Genomic DNA, 16973 nt, shown 5'->3' with positions numbered 1-16973 from the left:
CGAGCCCATGACCGGGTGGGAAGCCGACAAGCAATTGCACTCCTCCTACCGGTCCGGCAAGCCGGACAGCCCCGGCTACACCGACGACCAGCGGTCCGAGGTGGCCCGTCTGCGTGCGGAGGTGCTGCGGTTGTCCGCCGTAGTGTCCACGCACCCGTTCTGGGAGACGGTCGAGAACGGCAAGGTAGTGGAGGCCAGGATGCGGCTGAAGCACGCCCACGAGTCGGCAGCCGAGGCGTAGTCGTGCCCGACGATGACGCCCCGGAGGGCCGGCCGAGGGGCTATCGCTGCTGGAGAAGAACAGGGCGTTGGAGGAGTGGCTGCGCTGGCAGCTCGGGCAGGTTCAGAAACGCATCCGGGACCTGGAGGAGCAGGAGCGTGCCGCGCTGCGGTGGAAGATCCAGCAGAAGACGCCGACGTCGCCAGCACTGCTGCACCGCGGGGACTGTGGGCTGTACCAGGCCCAGACCGGGTTCATCGACCGGTACCGTTCCGTCGTCGGTCCCGGGGACAGAAGTCGGGACAGGGGGTCGTCGTGATGGTGGGACACCCGTTCCGGTGACCGCTGGCGAAAGCCCTCTCGGACAGGGGCAGGACCGCCCACCATCAGGCCGTGACCACACTTCCCCGTTCCGATCGTCCCGCCCCGGCCCCCGCGCGTCGACCTCTGGGAGCCGCCGGCTTCGCCCTCGTTGGTCTGCTCGGCGCGTACAGCCTGTTCTGGGCGGTTGTCTGATTCCCGTCCCTCAACGCCCTGATCGCCACGCATGATGTGCCTGCCTCGCCGGTCTCCGCGGTCGTGGCGATGCTCGGCCCTGCCCTGTTCTGGGCGTTCATCGGGCTGGGGCTGGGCCTGAGCTGCACAGGCTGGGCGGCGGGGCTCGCTTTGACCGCGTCCCTGATCACTCTGACTTACGCCTCGCTTGCCGCGCAGTCCACCGGACACGGGTCCACCTACTGGTTGTTCCTCACACTCCTTGTCGTCTGCAGTCTCGCTGCGTTCTGCCTCGTTCCGAACGTCCTCGTCCGGATCGCTGTCGGCCGCCGCTGAGGAGGGTGGCCACCGTCGAGGTGGCGCCCGCACACGCGGAAATCGGCCTCAAATAGCATTTTCGGCCGTCTTTCCGTCATGGGGCGGTTTGGGTTGCGGTGCTGCTCAAGGATGACGTGGTGAATATGTCGAAATCCTCTCGCTCGCCGCGTACTGCCCTGGCCATTGCTGTTGTTGTCGCCTGCCTCGCGCTGGCGGGTTGCACCCAGTCCCCGGCAAAGCACGACGACCGGCTCACCAAGGCCGCCGGCATCGCCCGGGTCACGATCGTCTGCTCGAAGGACTTGTGGGACGAGACGAAGCCGGACGGCAAGAACATCAGCAACGGACCCGCGGTCACGGTGAAGGCGACGGTGTCCGGGATCTCCACCGGCCCGCGCGCCGACCGGGGGCTCGTGGAGGTGTCGATGACCGGCACGAACCTCGTGGCCTACCTCAAGGAACTGGACGCCAACGCTCACCCGTCGTCGTGGAACGGCACGCCGGAGAACGGGGCGGCTTCCCGCCGGGTGTACGACGCCATCGCCCCGCGATCGACCGGATCAAGGCCGCCTCAAGTCCGAACGACCCGGAGCCGGAGATCGTCATCGACGACACAATCCCCGAGAAGGTGTAGCCCAGGCTCTGCTGACCCCGGGGGACTGCGCCCTGGACTCACGGACTGGGGGGCCGGGGGCACCGAGCCCGAGTCCGTCAGTCTGTGAGGACTGGCTGAGCCTGTGAGCCTCGTGGGGTGTTCCCGCAGGTGAACGTCCTTCTGGTGAGTCTGTGAGATGTGAGACCGAAGGCCGTCCGGCATCCGTCTGTGTCCTCTGACAGATGATCTTGACCGATTGCCAGATGACTTTGATCACCGGCTTCGGTGCCGTTCTATGCCTCTTGCGTGCTTGGCTCGTGGTGTCGCAGCCACGTGAGTGCTTCAGCGCGGTCCGAGCGGGGAACCCCCATGAACCATTCCTCGCGGGGGTCCCATTCCCTGGTCGCCGCCCAGCCGATCGTGTTGCGTACGGGTTCTGTGTCGCTCGGATTGGGCACGGCCAGGGAGCTGATGCCGGTCTGCCAGGTGGTCCCGATCACGGCGACGGTGCTGTCGAGGGACAGCATGGCGAACTCCGGGCGGCCGGCGCCTGAGCCGAGCAGGTACTCGGGGTATCCGTGCTCGTTCATCCCCCGACTAATGGCGCACCCGGCGCCCATCACGTCCCAGTCGTCGAGCAGACGCACTCGGCGCCAGACAGCCTTGCGGTGTCGGGATGCCGCCCGCGGGCTATGAAGATGAGCGGGCAGGGCGAGCAGGAACTCCCGGTCGGCTCCGAACAGCCTGAAAGAGGTCGCCAACTCGTACCAGCCCTGGTTGGCGCGCTCGATGAGGGACGGGGCGTCGAAGTCGACGTAAGCGTCACGCCGCCCCGTCCCGTCGCCACAACTGACCGTCGCGCCCACCGCGAACACCGGCAACGGGCTCTCCGGCACCCCGCCCTCAAGCACCTGCAAGCCCGCTCGACGCAGCGGAGCATGAACCTTCCGCCGCATCTCCCGCCTGCCCATCATCTGCTCCCACGCTGCCGGACGTCCCTTCTCGTGATCATCCCATCGGCGTGAAAAGCACCGCCGCAAGCACCCCCAGGACCGTCAAAGTCAGATGGCAAACGGCCAAGATCATCTGTCAGAGGTCAGTCTGACCTCTGACAGATGATCTTTACCGATTGTCAAGAGATCTTGACCGTCCTGCCTCGGTTGCCCGTGACCGCGTCGGCCGAGTGGTGGATGATCGGGGTGTGCTGGTGCGTACCGAGTTGCTGCCGCCGGGCCCGTCCAGGTTGCCGAGGGTCCGGGTCCACACGCCCGTTGGCGACATCGTGGCGGTGTGGCGAGGCGACCTGGACAACGCGGTTGGCCAGCACCACATCGAATGGACCGTCGACGGAGACATCCTCTGGGGCCGCAACACGCGATCGGCCACGCTCGCCGAACCGGGGGCGCGCGAGGAAGCTGGCCAGGTAGTCCTGCGAGGACTGCTCCAGCTCACCGAAGACGGCGCCGCTGTCCTTCAGGTGGGCGACTCGCAGGTGCTGTTCGATGTCGGCTCACCGCCACCGCCCGACAACGCCTGGGTAGAGATCAGCGTCGAAGCGGACAAGGTGGAGCTGTACCCCTACGCGCCCTGACCGGTCAAAGAAGCCTGGCAATCGGTCAAGATCATCTGTCAGAGGACACCGTCGGACGGCCTTCTTGCACGTCCACCCCGCCCCCTCACCTTCCTCCGCTGAGCCCCCCCGAAGCTCTCTGGATGATCACAGTGACGACTGTCCTTGGTGTCTGGCCCTCAGCCCCTGTGCTGCACCGGCCGTTGAGGACAGGCCGGTACGGACCCGGGAGACCGCGTCGGACGGCTACCGGGCCGCCCTCGCCGCACACCACACCCACCGCCAGTCCCCAGTACCCGCGGTCGACCCGGCGGTCCAGGCCGCCCGGGACCAGCAGATCCGCAACCGGCTGCGCGAGCCGGAGGAACTGTTCGGCGACGGCCAGGACGCGCTCGCCACCCTCCGGGCCAAAACCGCGGCGACCACCACCGGCACCAGGGCGAGCGACGCCGCGCAGGCCCGCGCTCTCCAGCGGCTCGCGGCCGAGCGGGCCGGGCTGGCCACGATCACACCGGCGGTCGCGCCCGGCTCTCTGGGGCTTACAGGGTGAGCGGAGGTTCCGGCAGCGTGAAGCGGCCCTCCTTACAACACCATTCCTGGCAACATGAGTTGCGACGAAAGGTGGGGGTTCGTGCGGGGTGACAGGCGGCAGATCCAGACGGCGGTCTTGGGCAGTGCGGAGTCGGAAGACCCGTTGATGCTTCCGTTGGAGGCTATTGAGCTGGATGCCTTCCGGCGCCGTCACGAGCGCGACACGTACTGGTGCGGACTGCTGCTCGGCGGCTGTGGCGGCAGGCTGACGACCAAGCTTTACACCGACAGGGTCTGTCATTTCGCACACAACCCCGGAGCCGAAGGGCACTCCCATCTGTGTGGCCGCTCTTCCCGGGGGGTGAGCAGTGCGGACCACCTGTATGTGAAGTCCGCAGCGGTCGCCTGGCTGCGTGCCCGGGGCGAGGGGGCCGCCTTCGACTTTGCCCGGCCGGGCGGGGGACGGGTCGGTTCCGTGGTGGACATTCGGTTTCAGCACACCGCGCTGCGCGTGCATTTGGACGGCGAGGTCACACCTGAGTGGGATCGAGAGGGCCATGAACCGGTGCTCGGAGTCTCCGTGCCCGTGGACCCGGACACACTGATCCGCCGGTGGTACGTCCACCGCATCCGGCTGGACAGCCAGGGCACCACCCGCCAGGTCCAGATCGGCACCGAGGCCTTCGCCCGGCCCACCGAGTGGTTCGGGCTGAACGAATGCACGATGACACAGCGCGGACTCTCCACGCCGGCAGTGCAGCGCATCGTGGAGTCCCGCACCGCACCATCACCGCGGTGGTCCCCGCCCACCCGTAAAGGAGTAACCCCGGACGCCCAAGCGCACGCTCTCCTGAGCCGTTTGACCGACACACGTGTATTCAAGAGCGAAAGTGCCGCTGATCACGTCTGCTGGCAGATCGCCCGGCTGGAAGGGGTGAGCGAGTCGGTGCGAGCGGCACTGGACGTCGCAGTGGCAGAGGCTCAGGTCTGGAGAGAGGAACTGGCCGAGTCACGCCGTGAGCTGTTCTCCAGCCTGGAGCAAGCCGTTGACGCACAAGACTCTCAGCATGTTCGCTCCCTGATGGGGAAGATCAACTCGTCGGTCACCGAAAGGCGTACCGGGAGTGAGCAAGCTGTTGTCGACCGGGCGGCTGAGCACCTCGCCGCTGCGGCTCTTGTGACGCAGAGGAGAATTCAGGCGAAGGTGGCCGCCAAGACTGCGTCTGCGGATGCCGCGAGCAGTGTCGGGAAGATCCTCAACAACCTGCGTCGCGGCAAGTACGAAGATTTGGGTAGCGAGATCGAGGAACTCGACCGCTTCGCGAAAATCGCCGGCGGACGACTGACGATTCACCACAAGCGTCAGATCGCGCAGTGGAAGCAGAGACACCACAGCGCTTCCGAAGAACAGGACGAGCAGCCGCGAGACAGCACCCGGCTGGACAGGACCACGTCGTCTCCTGCCACGAAGCATGAGGTCGGCCAGAACGCACGGAAGGGCCGGGGACCTGCGGTCAATCGGCGTCCCGCTCAGGGAGCAAAGCCGGTCCAGCGAGAACCACGGACGGGTCGGGACTCGATGGCAGGCCCGTCATGGAAGGTGACGGATATTGCCTGTCCTGACTGCGCCGCGACGCCAGGGTATCACTGCAGGCCTCGCAGCAGCCACCCACACCCGGAGCGTGCAAGACAATTCAGGCTTCGGTGGCCCGGTAACTAGATATCCGGCCGCCCGGAGCCTGGGCCCGAGGGCGCGGCTGGCCGCACGAAATACGGTCCGCACGTTCATCATGTCAACAATGTGCGGGGTCTCCCGCTCGCTGTTGGGTTTGCGTGGCTTGCAGACCTTCGTCGAGGTGCGTCCGCACTGTCAGGCGGCGGTCTGTCGGGCGTCGGTGGTGCCGTGCTGCTCGTCCCATTTCTGGAGTGTGGTGCGCAGCCGGGGTGGCCGGCGCCGGGCGGGCTGTTCTGACACCGCCCGCGCCGGCAGGGTCCGCTTCTCGCTCACGCGGTGGGTGCTCGCCCCGCGTACGACGTGGCAGGCGCGGCGCCTGGACGCCGACTTCGGTACGGGGAAGGACGCGAGGACCGCGTGGGTGATGGCCCGGCTCGCCCGCCATCCCGACGAGCACGGCTACGCGATGGCCCACCTGGACGACGAACAGCGCGCGTGCGGCGTTCAGGCACCGGCCTCCGGCTCGCGGGGCTCCCGCTGTCCGGCCTGCTCTGCGGCCAAGGTCTTGTCGGCATCGCGTGCGGCGCGCTCCTGGTCGTTCAGCCAGAGCGCGTGCCCGAGGTAGTACATGGCGACGATGCCGGCGCCCATGAACGCGCCCCAGCCGAGAGCCAGGACGAAGAGGTTGGAGTCGGTGCGCTGACCGCTGTAGGCCATGCCCTGCCCGGCCGTGAACAGCCATGGAAACCAGGTGATCCGGCCGAAGCCCGGGTCCGCGTGCCAGTGCCCTCCCATGCGCCACCCCAGCAGAGGGACCGACGCGAAGCTCACGCAGGCCACGCAGTACATGAAGGCGAAGAAGTCGTTCTCGATGAAGTCGTGCCCGTTGCGGATCCCGAGGTAGGCGACTCCGGGGAGGAAGAACACGACCGCCAGGCCGAAGCCGAGCACATCTCCGCGCCGTCGAACCGGTCCTGCCGTCACGTTCCACCCATTCCTGCTGCCGCCGTTGTCCCGGGCACCGTACCGGGCACGGGTACGGGCACGGCTGCTTGTACGGCGGTCCGGCCGTAGCAACAGCTCCTTCTCGGCCAATGATCGTGATGAACCGGGCACGCCGGGCCATTGCGGATGTGGCGGGCTGCGCCCGCTCCATGATCTGCGGCAGCGGGACGCAACGGGCGGGCCTGGTGGCAGGGGGAGGTACCCGGTGGCAGTGACCGAGCTGTTGGTCGCGGACGAGATCATGACCCGGCTGTCGGACAACGCCCGCCAGGAGGTGGCGCTCAACCTGCACAAGAGAGACTGCCAGACCTGCGGGGCGCCGATCGGCGACCAGACGCCCGCACTCACCGTCGACGACTGCGGCCCGTTCCTCAGCGCGTCCCTCAACCACCAGGACTGCCGCCCCTCGGGCTGGTACGGGCTGCGCACGGTCATGGTCGGCGCGCACGTGTCGTGGACCAGCCGGTTCTTCACCCTGCCGATGGACGAGGGCAACGGCCGCCCCCCGCGGCCGATGTTCATCGTCTGTCCGCACCTGGAGACGGTGCATCTGGACCAGGACGGCGGCGACGGCTGGAGCGTGAACACCGAACGGTACTGGCGGGCCCGCGGCTTCCGCCCGATGGGCCGCGAGCTGATCGTCGACAAGTGGGTGGCCGACCAGACTCCGCCCCGGGCCAAGCTGACCGGCTCCACCATCCACATCGACGCCGGCCTCGATGGCCAGTGGTCGTCATCGGCGAACCTGGACACCGTCAAGGCGACCCGCGCGCTGGGCGGGCTGCTGCTGGGCATCTCCACCGTGTGCGAGCCGACCTCCACGACCGGTCCCAACGACATCCTGCGCTACGGCGCCGCCGGCCACATCTACCTCGGCTGGGTGCCGCTCACCTGACCTCCGGCAGAGCCGGTGCGTGGGCCAGGATCAGCAAGAGAATGGGGAGGACACATGACGGAGCACGACCGCGTCTACCACGGTGTGCAGCCGGTCGGGGATGAGGACTGGCAGTGCCGGATCCTGGTGGAGAAGAGGAAGCTGGGGCCCACCGAGCGGCAGGTCGACGACCTTGTCCTGTACGAGCTTTCCCCGAAGGACGCTGAGGCCCTGGGCGGGTTCAGCTGGGGATACAGCGGGTCCGGGCCCGGCAGGGCCGCCAGCGCGATCCTCGCCGACGCCTTGGGCCTGGGCGATCCCTGGAGCTGCGGGTTCGAAGGAGGGCCGGTCGACCCGGTCCTCCAGGCGCTGGGTGTCGACTTCGCCTCCGAAGTCCTGGTCCAGTGCTGCTCGGAGTGGCGGCTCAGCCGACCCGGCGTCCTGCGCTGGTGCTGCGGCTGGTACGCGCAGCAGGGCGCCAAGGATCTCCCCGCTGCCCTGGTCGACCTTCCTGAACTGACCAGCAGCCTGTGAAGACCGGCTGCACCTAGGGGCCTCATACGGCGTTTCCGCAGGTGGAAGCGCTGCGGCGGGCACTGTCACGTTGACTGACCGGGTGGGATGATCTTCTGGTTGGTCATGCTGGGAGGGGTCGTCCGTGGACAGCGCATCGCCGTCGTACAAGGGCCACCGGTACCCGGTCGAGGTCATTGCCCACTGTGTGTGGCTGTACCACCGCTTCCCGCTGTCGTTCCACGAGGTCGAGGAGCTGATGCTCGAGCGCGGCGTGGTCGTCTCCCACGAGACGGTCCGCCGCTGGTGTGCGAAGTTCGGGCAGGCCTGCGCCAACGGCCTGCTCCGCCGCCGGCCCCGGCCCGGCGGCAAGTGGCACCTGGACGAGGTCTTCGTGAAGATCAACGGAGAGCAGAAGTACCTGTGGCGGGCCGTTGACGCCGACGGCAACGTGCTCGACATCCTGGTCCAGTCCCGCCGGGACAAGGCTGCGGCCCGGCGCTTCTTCCGCAAACTGCTCAAGAGAACCTGCTCGGTGCCGAGGGTGATCGTCACCGACAAGCTCCGCTCCTACGACGCGGCCCCCCGCGAGGTCATGCCCTCCGTAGAACACCGCGCCCACAAGGGCCTCAACAACCGGGCCGAGAACAGCCACCAGCCCACCCGCCAGCGCGAACGCGCCATGAAAGGCTTCCGTAGCGTCGGCGGAGCCCAGCAGTTCCTGTCCGCGTTCAGCGGCATCTCACCCCACTTCCGACCACGCCGCCACCTGATGACCGCCCCCGAATACCGCACCGAGATGACCACCCGCTTCGCCATCTGGGACCAGGTCACCGGCATCGCCGACCTGTCCGCCGCGGCCTGAGCACGGAGCCGGAACCCGACCCCACCACACCCGACACACCATCAGGCACTCACACACCCAACAACGTGACAGCGCCCCTGGAGGTCCTGCTGGAGCCGTGTCGACCAAGATCAATGTCAGGCGACGGTCAGGCGGCGCAGCCGTATTTCTTGGCGAGCTTGGTGGCGGCCTCCTGCACCACGGCCGCATTGTTGCGGATCGCGGGGGCGTCCCGGTCGACGAGGTCCTTCTCCTCCTCTTCCCCCTTTTTCGAGGGCGCCATGAGCGTCACCGTGATGTTCGGCGCCGTCGAGCCCATGCGGGCGGCACAGCCGGCGGGCAGGTTGGCCTCGGCCTTATCGGGAAGCGCCCAGCCGGTGAAGCCGGGGCCGAGGGGGACAGAGTTCTTGGGCTTGTAGTGAGGGTCGTTCCGGTTGTCTTCGATGATCAGGGTGTAGACCCCTCGGGGGGAGTCGCTGTCCGCGTTGGCACGCAGCACCTGGCACCCCTTGAACACCGCGTAATCGGTGCTCTTGCTCTTTCTCTCCCACTCCTCCGTGGTGACCTCGCCCCCCTTGCCGTCGTCGATCAGTTCCGCCGTCTGCCGGCTGAGCGCCCCATGACACAGCGTCTGCGGTAGCGGCGGCTTCTCGTCGTCAGGCCAGAAGCTCGCCGTCACGACGCCCACCCCGACGGCGCCGAGCACGATGGTCAGCGGCAGCCACTTCCTGTCCATGTCTACGGCTGTCCCATCTTCTTCTGGGCGTCCTCGATACCCTGCTGGTACCAGTTCTCGGCAGTCGTCTGGAGACCGTCCTCGTACTCGCCCGGGCTCGCGTCCAGTTCCTCCGTCGTGATGCCCTTCTCGGTCGCCATCTTCCGCATCATGGCGTTCATCTGGTCCTCGCCGTTCTCGAAGTGGTTGACCATGTTCTTACGAGTTTCCTCGTCGACCTTGGCGTTGAGCTCGTTCATGTACCCGGCCGTGCCGGCGTCGACCGTGCGCTGGAGCGCGTCGCCGACGACGGGGATGGCCGTCAGGGGTGCGCCGATGGCGTGGTAGTCCATCCTCTGGTTCCAGGCGTTGGTGTCCTTCTCCGCCTGGCCGAGGTCATAGATGACGTCGCCGCGCACGCCGTCGAGGTGGCCGAGAACCGACGCCGACTGCTTGACCCAGGCGCGCATCTCGGGATCCTCCTTGCGGTACGAGTCCGGCGGAAAGCCGTTCAGTCCCTCGGCAATCACCACGCTCTGAGAGTGGTGCATGACACCGAACGCCTTGGGGTCCTCGGCGACGCCGCGCATGAGACGGGTGAGGTCGCCCCGCTCGATCGTGAGGTTGTTGAAGTCGGTCGGCCCGTCCATGTTCTTGCCGAGGATCTGGTGCACGTCCGAGGCGTAGTCCCCGATCATGTTGCCCATGCTCGTGCGCATGGCCAGGGGCACGGAGCTCTGGGTCCCGTAGGTCTGCTCGCCGGTGTACTCCTTGGCGATCCGCTCGAAGATCGCGGCCTGCGCGCCGTCGTGCTGGGCGGGGACGCCGTGCAGCGGACTGCCCGGCTCACGGCCGGTGGCCGCGGCCTCCAGGGCGGCGCCAAACTCGGTGCGGGCCGAGGTGCGCTGCGTCTCCTCGGGCATCCTGAACTCGACCTCGCCGCCCGGCCACTTGCGGTCCTCCAGGAAGTACTTGAGGTTGTCCGTGGTGTTCGGGTCGAAGTAGTGCGTGGAGGCGGAGGGGTTGCGGCTCATGGCGTTCATCAGACCCTTCACCGGGTCCTCCTGCGTGCCCTGCCAGTTCTTCATGACGCCGTCGTAGGCGTCGTCGCTGTCCGTCTCCCACTCGCGGATGGTGTCGCCGACCTCGTGCAGGAACGCCTCGCCGTAGACCGGGTCGCCCTTGTCCTTGTCGTACGGGGACGCGTTCTTGTCGTTCGGGTCGTACGCCTTGTCGCCGGCGTCGGCGGCCATCAGGTCCGTGAGGTCCTTCAGGGTCGCGGCGCCGCCCCCAATGGCGCCGGGGTGGCGCGTGGGCAGGCCGTTGCCGTCGCGGGCCGTGGTGATGAGCTTGTCGGTCCAGGCCGAGGTGACACCGCCGGGGGAACCTATCGAGGAGTCGGGTCCGGTGGCGGTGGCAAGGGAGCCGGATAGGGCCTTGTAGAGGCGGGCGTCGGCGGCGGAGAGCTGGCCGTCGCGGCCGCCGTGCTCCAGATTTCCGGCGAGCAGCAGCACGGCCTCCTGCTGGTCGCGGCCGTTGTAGCTGAGGTTGGTCATCAGCTGCTCGGCGAAGGCCGGCGAGTCCTTGCCGCCCTCGGCCAGCTTGAGCAGCCGCTCGCGCTCCTTGTCGTCGAGGTGCTCCCAGCGGGCGTACAGCTTGGCGGCCTCGCGGCCGTTCTCGGCCTGCTGCTTCTCCTCCTCGCGCATCTTCTTCGCGTCGGCGACGCCGCCGAGGTCGGTGCTGCCGAAGTCGTTGGGGTGGTTCTTGATCAGCGCGCGCAGACCCCAGGCACACAGCTCGTCGGCCTCGTTGGCCCGCTGCAGGATGCCTTCGATCTTGCCGCGCAGCGCCTCGAACTGTGCTTCGGTGGCAATCGGTTCGGTGCTGTCCTTCGACCGGCGGTCGGGGTGGACACGGTGGCTGAGCACGCCGTTCGGGTAGATGGTGATGCCCGGCGGAGGGTTTTCGTACGTGGCCTTGAGGTCGTCATGGGCGGTCTTGAACAGAGTGTGGGCGTCCTGGAGAAGGTCACGCACGGATTCCGCCTCGGTGACGGCATCACCGAACTCCTTGGCCGTCTTCGCGACGAACTCCTTCGTCACGGAGGCGTTCTCACCCCGCCAGGTGGACTTGTCGGCCTTGCTCTTCATGGCCGACGCATCGGTCTTGAGCTGCGTCAGCCTGGCGATCATCTCGGTCCACTGAGTGACCACGGTGTCCATCGGACCCAGCTTGGCATTCAGGAGCTGCTCGAACGTGGGCATGGCTGGGGCTCCTTACCGGAAGAACTCGCTGATCTTGGACGCGGACACGGCACCCTCGCTGCCCGGCGCAACGGGTCCGATGATGCGCAGCTGTGCTCCGACCCACTCGTCATTGGCCTTGCTGGACTTCTTCGTGTAGTCGAGGTGGTTGGAGATGTGTGCGCATGCCTGGAGGAGGGTCTTCACCTGCGTCTCCCAAGTTTTGTTCACCTCCGAGAGCGCGGCACCGGTGTCGAAGCCGTCACCCTTCAGGCTGCTCCCGGCACTCTCGCTCGCCGCGCTTGCGTGCTTGCCTGCGGGCTCCAGGCCGTTGAAGAGCCCGTAAGCGGCATGGCCGATCCCGCCAAGGTCGTCGTCTTCGACCACGTAGTCGGCCGAGCCCGGCGTCGGCGCCGAACCGCTCGTACTGCCGGCTTGGTTCAATCTCATGGTCACGGCTGCCTTGTCCGCGGCCCACTCTTCTTCGAACGACATCGTCAGCACCCCCCGTGTTGCTGGTCGTAAACCTGCCCCGTCGGTCACGCTGCCCCTCTGGGTAACGAACGGATACAGGTGATCGATCATACGTACGGGTTCCGTGCGATCGAGTGCCGCCCGGGCTGGCCAGGTCGCAAGGCTTCCGACGTCCCAGTCGCGAACTGCCCAGACGGGTCGAAGAGTCTGGTTTGGATGCCGCGCCATGCCCGGCGCCGCAGCCGCCCTCGCGGCCCTGGCCGACATGGACGGCGTCGTGCAGAGCGTGGTCACCGGCAACATCCGGGCCGTCGCGGAGAGCAAGCTCCAGACGTTCGGGCTCGACACCCACATTCAGTTCGCCTACGGCGGGTACGGCGAGGACCACGACGACCGGGCAGAACTGGTCCACACCGCCATCGCAGGCACCCGCACGCCGCGGACACCGCCTTCACCCAGGCCGACATCCTGCTCATCGGAGACACTCCGGCCGACGTAGCCGCAGGCGTACCCGTCATGGCCGTAACGACCGGACGTACTCCCGCCGCAGACCTTGCCGATGCCGGCGCCACCGCCACAGTCCGCGATTTGCGGAACCTTTCCCCGCTGCGCAACCTGCTCCGCTGAAAACGCTCACGGACTTCTGAGTGGGATCAGGCACAGGTTTCGTGAGGACGACCAACGAGGTTGGGCCTCTGCGAAGAAAGCGGCGGCTTCTGGGGACAGCCGTGACCGCCTACGCTTGCTCAGGCTTCGTCGGATAGTTCGGTCACCGCGTCCTTCAGAACCCGGGCAGCCATCTCCTCCGTCGGGAGCAGCTTTCCGGAGAGCCGGTGGGCCATGACCCAGGTGCCGTCCGCCATGGCGCCCGCGAAAACAGAAGCGCCCCGGGTGGCGCCGTCGTGCCAGCGCAGTCGGCCGGTCGTCTGCCAGGAGGGTGCAGGGTCGCCCAGGCGGCGTTCGACGAGCAGTCTGGTGACGAGGTGGGCGGTGTCGCGTGGGGTGGCCCACAGTCCTCCGGCGGGCAGGATCGCGCCGTTCATGGTCCAGGGGTGCAGGGTTCGTCCCAGGAATCCACGCCCGGACAGCCGGCTGTCCGGCGGTGGTTTCGATGTGATCGCGGTGAGGTCCAGGGGCGCGAGCACGTGCTCGCGCAGCAGTTCCTCGTACGGCGCTCGCGCTGCCGAGGCGAGGGCGGCGCCCAGGAGGGCGTAGCCCAGGTTGGAGTACTCCTCCTCCCTGCCCGGGCTGCCAGTGGTGAAGGAGTCGAGGCTCCGTACCACTGAGTCCAGGGCTCCGGCGTCGAAGTCGGCGTAGGGGTCGAATCTGCGCAGCCGAGGCGGGACCCGGGGGAGGGCCGCAGTGTGCTCCGCGAGGTGCCGCAGGGTGATGCCGGTCCCGGCCGGGGCGGGGAGGAACTGTTCGAGTGGGTCGTCCAGTCGGAGGATTCCGGTGGAGGCAAGTTGAACGAGCAGGGTTCCGGTCAGTGGCTTGGTGAGCGAGCCGATCTGGACGAAACGGTCAAGGTCGTGGCCGTGGCTGACCTTGGGCGCGTGGGAGCTGCTGAGTATGCAGAAGGGTACGTGGGGCATGGGGGGTGCTCGTGCTTTCAGTGGTGGGGACGGGGCACTGCGCAGGCTGCTGTGCCGCCCGGCATCCGCTGCCGGTTGCCGGCCACCCAGCGGTAGACCAGGTTCGCTGCCAGGCGGATCAGGGGAAGCTGCAGGAACTGCCCGACACTCCGGTACGTGCGGACCGTGGAGGTTCCGAGGAGACCGGCCAGGGCCGGGGCCCCGCCATCGCGTACCCGGTCCCCGTCGAAGAGCAGGACCTCCCAGTCCAGGCGCTCCAGATGGGGCTCGGTGAGCTCCGGCGGAAGGGTCTGCCAGGCAACGGCCTCCATTCGCGGGCTGGCCCGCCGCTGAATCTGCCGGACAGCGGCCTGGCAGAAGCCGCAGTCGCCGTCGAAGGCGAGGACAACACGTCTTCCCGCGTCACCAGTCACTGAGCTGTTCATGAGTGCTCTCCATCGCTGGGTGTGCCGTCCCTGGGTGCGGAAGGTGTCCGTGGACCTCACATGAGGGGTGCCGTCCAGTCCTCGAGGACGGCTTCCCGCTCACGTGAGTGCAGGACAGCGGACGGCTGGTTCTCCTGCCACCACTGCGTCAGCAGGGACGGCGAGGCGCTGCCCCGCACGAAGTGGGAGAGCAGACCGAGGGAGAGATCGACCTCCCGCTGCGTGTACGCGGTGGCCGCGCCGGAGAAGACCGGCGTCTCAACACGCTGGTCCAGGGCGCACACCACCGCGGTCATCATCGACGGGCCGCCCGGCCCCCAGGCGTTCAGAGCTGCGGCGACGACGGTCGTCACCCGGGTCGCCCACCGAGCCGCGGTTGACCGGACCGGAACATCCAGGACCTGGAGATCCGTCACATCGGCCCAGGGCCAGGCCTGTTGATGAGCACCTTCCCCGACCGAAAGCCTGGTAGGGGAGAGGAAGACGCCGGGATCCTCCTCAACCGGAGGCGCACCCAGGCACACCCTGTCCCGCTCTATCCAGAACAGGCCGATCATGCATCCCTGCCGCTCGGGTCCGTCGTCCTGGGGCGATGGCGCTGCCATTTTCCAGCTCCGTTTCTCGGTCCGGACATGGGCGCCACCGGTCGGCCACCTGCGGGATCACCAGCCGGGAGACACCGGACGCCGGTGGTCCTCTTCGACGGCAGAAACCGCTGCCCGGCCGCAGTGAACCCACGTTCCGTACAACACTTTTTGACCGACACTAAGCATCCCTCATGGGCGCATAACCTCATTTTGGCCATGCAGGACGTGGGGGTGCCGACCGAAGCGGGGCCGAGCGGCAAGACGGTCGGCTATCCCGCTTTCCCGGAGCCGACAGGCTCACGGGAGGCCTCTTCTCCCCGAACAGGCTTCCCCCCGGCCACGTCCCCTTCGGGTGTGGCTTCGGCTGAAGTCCCTTCGAACCTGCGGGAGCGGGCCTTCTGGAACCGTCCGACGCCGAAGGCGACGGCCTGGTCCAGCCCTCTGCTCAGGAAGACCAGATCGCAGGCCACCATGGTCAGGGCGAAGCCGGTCAGGGGCCTTGACCCCGGATGTTGAACACGTCTATGCGGCTTGGGCCAGGGTAGTTGCTGCTGGTTGGAGGTCGTTTTCGTAGGCGATCGGAGATCGCTGGCTGAGGCGGGAGTGGCGGCGGTGGGTGTTGTAGCGGGTCAGCCAGCGGAAGGCGTCGAGTCCGGCCTCGCGTTCGCTCGACCAGGCTTTGCGGCCTTTGAGTGTCTCTCTCTTGAAGGCGGCGTTGAAGCTTTCCGCGGCGGCGTTGTCCGCGCTGGAGCCGATCGCGCCCATGCTCTGCCGGACCCCGGCTGACCTGCAGAGTTCCGCGAAGGCCCTGCTCGAATATTGAGATCCGTGGTCCGTGTGCATGATCGCTCCGGTCAAGTTCCCGCGGGTCCGCTCGGCCGCCGTCAGGGCGTCGATGACGAGCTCGGTGCGCATGTGGTCGGCGATGGCCCAGCCGGCGTGAGGCGCGGTCGATGACGGTTGCGAGAGCGCGCTTACGGGACAGCCTCTACCTCTGCCTCGACGTGGCGACTCTGGGCGGCCACTCGGTATATGGAGCCGGTGCGGTCTCGGTCGAGGAAGCCTGCCAATAGTGCGACAGCGAGGCCGAGGGCAGTGAGAAGCGCACCAGCCAGAGCAGGGGATCTCCAGCCGAAGCCAGCGGCCACGACCATGCCGCCAAGCCACGCGCCGCCCGCATTGGCGAGGTTGAATGCCGACTGGTTGGACGCCGAGGCCAAGGTTGGTGCGCTCTGTGCATAGGTCATCACTAGCATCTGGATTGGTGTGACGGTCCCAAAACCAACTGCGCCTAGGACTATCACCATGGTAAGGGCAGCCCAGGTCACCTGGATCGCGAAGGTAAAAAGCAACAGTGACAGCGCAAGTGCTGCAAGCGCGCCGTACAACGTCGGCCGTAGCGCGCGATCAGTCAGTGGGCCTGCAACCATTCCCCCCAGAGTCATGCCGATACCGAATAGGGCAAGCACCCAAGGAGTACTCGACTCGGATAATCCGGTCACACGAGTCGTCATCGAACCGACATAGCTGAAGACCGTGAACACGCCGCCGAAGCCGAAAACTGCCGTAAGGAGCCCGAGCAGCACCTGACGATTCGTGAATGCTCGCAGTTCGGAACCGAAGCCCTCACGGGCCACATGCGGAACCTTGGGGATGAGCACTGCGAGTGAGGCCACGGCGAACAGGCCGATCGCGGTGATGATGAAAAAGACCGGGCGCCAGCCAAACTGCTGCCCGATTGCAGTGCCCGCGGGCACACCGACAACGTTGGCCACCGTCAAGCCCATGAACATTATCGCTACGGCACTTGCTTGGCGTTCCTTGTGTACCAGCCGGGTGGCAACGACCGCAGCAAGCCCGAAGAAAGCACCGTGCGGCAGTCCAGCCAGCACTCGACTGGCTATCAGCATACCGAAACTAGGCGCGAGAGCTGATGCCAAGTTGCCGAACATGAAGAGCAATATCAGCGTCAGCATCATCCCCTTGCGTGGGATTCGTGTGCCCAGGGCAGCGAGAATTGGTGCGCCGATTACGACGCCAATCGCGTAGGCCGACACGAGATACCCAGCGCTAGGAATAGAAATCCCCATATCCGAAGCAACATTAGGCATCAGCCCCATGATGACGCACTCAGCCGTCCCGAATCCGAAAGTTGATATCGCAAGGGCTAGCAGGGACAAAGGCATTGTTACAGGCCTTCCAGGAAGGGGCATCTAGCAGGAAATCGCTTGGGGCACGAAGGAGCCGTCAGTCCTTACTGAAGCAGTCCCCACGACGGAGCGGCTTCGTAGTCATCA

At 67.0% G+C, this 16973-nt stretch carries 20 protein-coding genes and 1 pseudogene; 10 read left to right on the top strand and 11 right to left on the bottom strand.

Translation table 11 applies throughout. From position 1 onward, the window contains the following. Positions 1–7: 7 nt before the first annotated feature. The 3 genes from OG251_RS35860 (at position 8) to OG251_RS35850 (ending at position 1755) form a co-directional block, all read left to right on the top strand. Positions 8–241 carry a hypothetical protein gene (locus OG251_RS35860; RefSeq protein ID WP_326681011.1) on the top strand — a complete coding sequence of 78 codons (234 nt, stop codon included), beginning with the start codon at positions 8–10 and terminating at the stop codon, positions 239–241. Positions 242–772: 531 nt separating this feature from the next. Beyond that, positions 773–1051: a hypothetical protein gene (locus OG251_RS35855; RefSeq protein ID WP_326681010.1), complete on the top strand. Its 279-nt coding sequence runs from the start codon at positions 773–775 to the stop codon at positions 1049–1051. A gap of 98 nt (positions 1052–1149) precedes the next feature. After that, positions 1150–1755 carry a hypothetical protein gene (locus OG251_RS35850; RefSeq protein ID WP_326681009.1) on the top strand — a complete coding sequence of 202 codons (606 nt, stop codon included), beginning with the start codon at positions 1150–1152 and terminating at the stop codon, positions 1753–1755. A 166-nt stretch (positions 1756–1921) separates the two neighbouring features. Here OG251_RS35850 and OG251_RS35845 read toward each other — a convergent pair whose 3' ends face one another. Continuing rightward, a complete protein-coding gene (locus OG251_RS35845; protein WP_326681008.1) occupies positions 1922–2545 on the bottom strand; it encodes a hypothetical protein in 624 nt (207 codons plus the stop codon). 284 nt (positions 2546–2829) lie between these two features. Between OG251_RS35845 and OG251_RS35840 the strand changes: the two genes are divergently transcribed. The 3 genes from OG251_RS35840 to OG251_RS35830 all read left to right on the top strand — a co-directional run bounded on the left by OG251_RS35840 (position 2830) and on the right by OG251_RS35830 (position 5449). After that, positions 2830–3219: a hypothetical protein gene (locus tag OG251_RS35840; RefSeq protein ID WP_326681007.1), complete on the top strand. Its 390-nt coding sequence runs from the start codon at positions 2830–2832 to the stop codon at positions 3217–3219. A 64-nt stretch (positions 3220–3283) separates the two neighbouring features. Further along, positions 3284–3748, top strand: a complete 465-nt coding sequence (locus tag OG251_RS35835; RefSeq protein ID WP_326681006.1) for a hypothetical protein — start codon at positions 3284–3286, stop codon at positions 3746–3748. Between the two features lie 81 nt (positions 3749–3829). Further along, entirely contained in the window at positions 3830–5449 is a 1620-nt protein-coding gene (locus tag OG251_RS35830) for a hypothetical protein (RefSeq protein ID WP_326681005.1), read from the top strand. 150 nt (positions 5450–5599) lie between these two features. Here the strand turns inward: OG251_RS35830 and OG251_RS35825 are convergent, their stop codons facing one another. Beyond that, complete coding sequence (locus OG251_RS35825) at positions 5600–5737, bottom strand: hypothetical protein (protein ID WP_326681004.1); 138 nt, start codon at positions 5735–5737, stop codon at positions 5600–5602. A gap of 171 nt (positions 5738–5908) precedes the next feature. Further along, entirely contained in the window at positions 5909–6388 is a 480-nt protein-coding gene (locus OG251_RS35820) for a hypothetical protein (RefSeq protein ID WP_326681003.1), read from the bottom strand. A gap of 226 nt (positions 6389–6614) precedes the next feature. On the opposite strand from OG251_RS35820, the gene OG251_RS35815 reads away from it, so the two are divergent. The 3 genes from OG251_RS35815 (at position 6615) to OG251_RS35805 (ending at position 8661) form a co-directional block, all read left to right on the top strand. Next, the gene (locus OG251_RS35815; RefSeq protein ID WP_326681002.1) at positions 6615–7304 is read left to right on the top strand and encodes a hypothetical protein; all 690 of its coding nucleotides are present in this window, start codon (positions 6615–6617) and stop codon (positions 7302–7304) included. A 54-nt stretch (positions 7305–7358) separates the two neighbouring features. Then, complete coding sequence (locus tag OG251_RS35810; RefSeq protein ID WP_326681001.1) at positions 7359–7817, top strand: DUF6166 domain-containing protein; 459 nt, start codon at positions 7359–7361, stop codon at positions 7815–7817. 124 nt (positions 7818–7941) lie between these two features. Then, on the top strand, positions 7942–8661 hold the full coding sequence (locus OG251_RS35805) for an IS6 family transposase (protein WP_326681000.1): 720 nt from the start codon (positions 7942–7944) through the stop codon (positions 8659–8661). 127 nt (positions 8662–8788) lie between these two features. On the opposite strand, the gene OG251_RS35800 is transcribed toward OG251_RS35805, so the two are convergent. The 3 genes from OG251_RS35800 to OG251_RS35790 are packed head-to-tail and all read right to left on the bottom strand — an operon-like array spanning position 8789 to position 12183. Beyond that, positions 8789–9376 carry a hypothetical protein gene (locus OG251_RS35800; protein ID WP_266815388.1) on the bottom strand — a complete coding sequence of 196 codons (588 nt, stop codon included), beginning with the start codon at positions 9374–9376 and terminating at the stop codon, positions 8789–8791. A gap of 2 nt (positions 9377–9378) precedes the next feature. Beyond that, positions 9379–11619: a DUF6571 family protein gene (locus OG251_RS35795; RefSeq protein WP_326680999.1), complete on the bottom strand. Its 2241-nt coding sequence runs from the start codon at positions 11617–11619 to the stop codon at positions 9379–9381. A gap of 12 nt (positions 11620–11631) precedes the next feature. Continuing rightward, positions 11632–12183, bottom strand: a complete 552-nt coding sequence (locus tag OG251_RS35790; RefSeq protein WP_326680998.1) for a hypothetical protein — start codon at positions 12181–12183, stop codon at positions 11632–11634. A gap of 115 nt (positions 12184–12298) precedes the next feature. On the opposite strand from OG251_RS35790, the gene OG251_RS35785 reads away from it, so the two are divergent. Next, positions 12299–12571, top strand: a complete 273-nt coding sequence (locus tag OG251_RS35785; protein WP_326680997.1) for a hypothetical protein — start codon at positions 12299–12301, stop codon at positions 12569–12571. A gap of 247 nt (positions 12572–12818) precedes the next feature. Here the strand turns inward: OG251_RS35785 and OG251_RS35780 are convergent, their stop codons facing one another. From OG251_RS35780 to OG251_RS35760, 5 genes and pseudogenes are all read right to left on the bottom strand, one after another. Next, complete coding sequence (locus OG251_RS35780) at positions 12819–13664, bottom strand: serine hydrolase domain-containing protein (RefSeq protein WP_326680996.1); 846 nt, start codon at positions 13662–13664, stop codon at positions 12819–12821. Positions 13665–13681: 17 nt separating this feature from the next. Next, positions 13682–14089 (bottom strand): thiol-disulfide oxidoreductase DCC family protein, encoded by a 408-nt coding sequence (locus tag OG251_RS35775; protein WP_326680995.1) that lies wholly within the window; start codon positions 14087–14089, stop codon positions 13682–13684. Positions 14090–14145: 56 nt separating this feature from the next. Beyond that, a complete protein-coding gene (locus OG251_RS35770; protein ID WP_326680994.1) occupies positions 14146–14442 on the bottom strand; it encodes a hypothetical protein in 297 nt (98 codons plus the stop codon). Between the two features lie 756 nt (positions 14443–15198). Beyond that, positions 15199–15615: pseudogene (locus OG251_RS35765) on the bottom strand (transposase); the annotation flags it as partial. Positions 15616–15650: 35 nt separating this feature from the next. Continuing rightward, on the bottom strand, positions 15651–16862 hold the full coding sequence (locus OG251_RS35760) for an MFS transporter (RefSeq protein WP_326680993.1): 1212 nt from the start codon (positions 16860–16862) through the stop codon (positions 15651–15653). Between the last annotated feature and the right edge of the window lie 111 nt (positions 16863–16973).

It is taken from the genome of Streptomyces sp. NBC_01237, from assembly GCF_035917275.1.
Classification (GTDB): Bacteria; Actinomycetota; Actinomycetes; order Streptomycetales; family Streptomycetaceae; genus Streptomyces.
Note: the sequence above shows the minus strand (reverse complement) of the source record. Positions and strands in the feature narration are given on the sequence as shown.

What these genes read in the sequence shown, in the direction of transcription:
- OG251_RS35860 (WP_326681011.1), top strand. Translation starts at nt 8, where the DNA reads ATGACCGGGTGGGAAGCCGACAAGCAATTGCACTCCTCCTACCGGTCC.
- OG251_RS35810 (WP_326681001.1), top strand. Translation starts at nt 7,359, where the DNA reads ATGACGGAGCACGACCGCGTCTACCACGGTGTGCAGCCGGTCGGGGAT.
- OG251_RS35800 (WP_266815388.1), bottom strand. Translation starts at nt 9,376, where the DNA reads ATGGACAGGAAGTGGCTGCCGCTGACCATCGTGCTCGGCGCCGTCGGG.
- OG251_RS35795 (WP_326680999.1), bottom strand. Translation starts at nt 11,619, where the DNA reads ATGCCCACGTTCGAGCAGCTCCTGAATGCCAAGCTGGGTCCGATGGAC.
- OG251_RS35790 (WP_326680998.1), bottom strand. Translation starts at nt 12,183, where the DNA reads ATGATCGATCACCTGTATCCGTTCGTTACCCAGAGGGGCAGCGTGACC.
- OG251_RS35785 (WP_326680997.1), top strand. Translation starts at nt 12,299, where the DNA reads ATGCCCGGCGCCGCAGCCGCCCTCGCGGCCCTGGCCGACATGGACGGC.
- OG251_RS35780 (WP_326680996.1), bottom strand. Translation starts at nt 13,664, where the DNA reads ATGCCCCACGTACCCTTCTGCATACTCAGCAGCTCCCACGCGCCCAAG.
- OG251_RS35775 (WP_326680995.1), bottom strand. Translation starts at nt 14,089, where the DNA reads ATGAACAGCTCAGTGACTGGTGACGCGGGAAGACGTGTTGTCCTCGCC.
- OG251_RS35760 (WP_326680993.1), bottom strand. Translation starts at nt 16,862, where the DNA reads ATGCCTTTGTCCCTGCTAGCCCTTGCGATATCAACTTTCGGATTCGGG.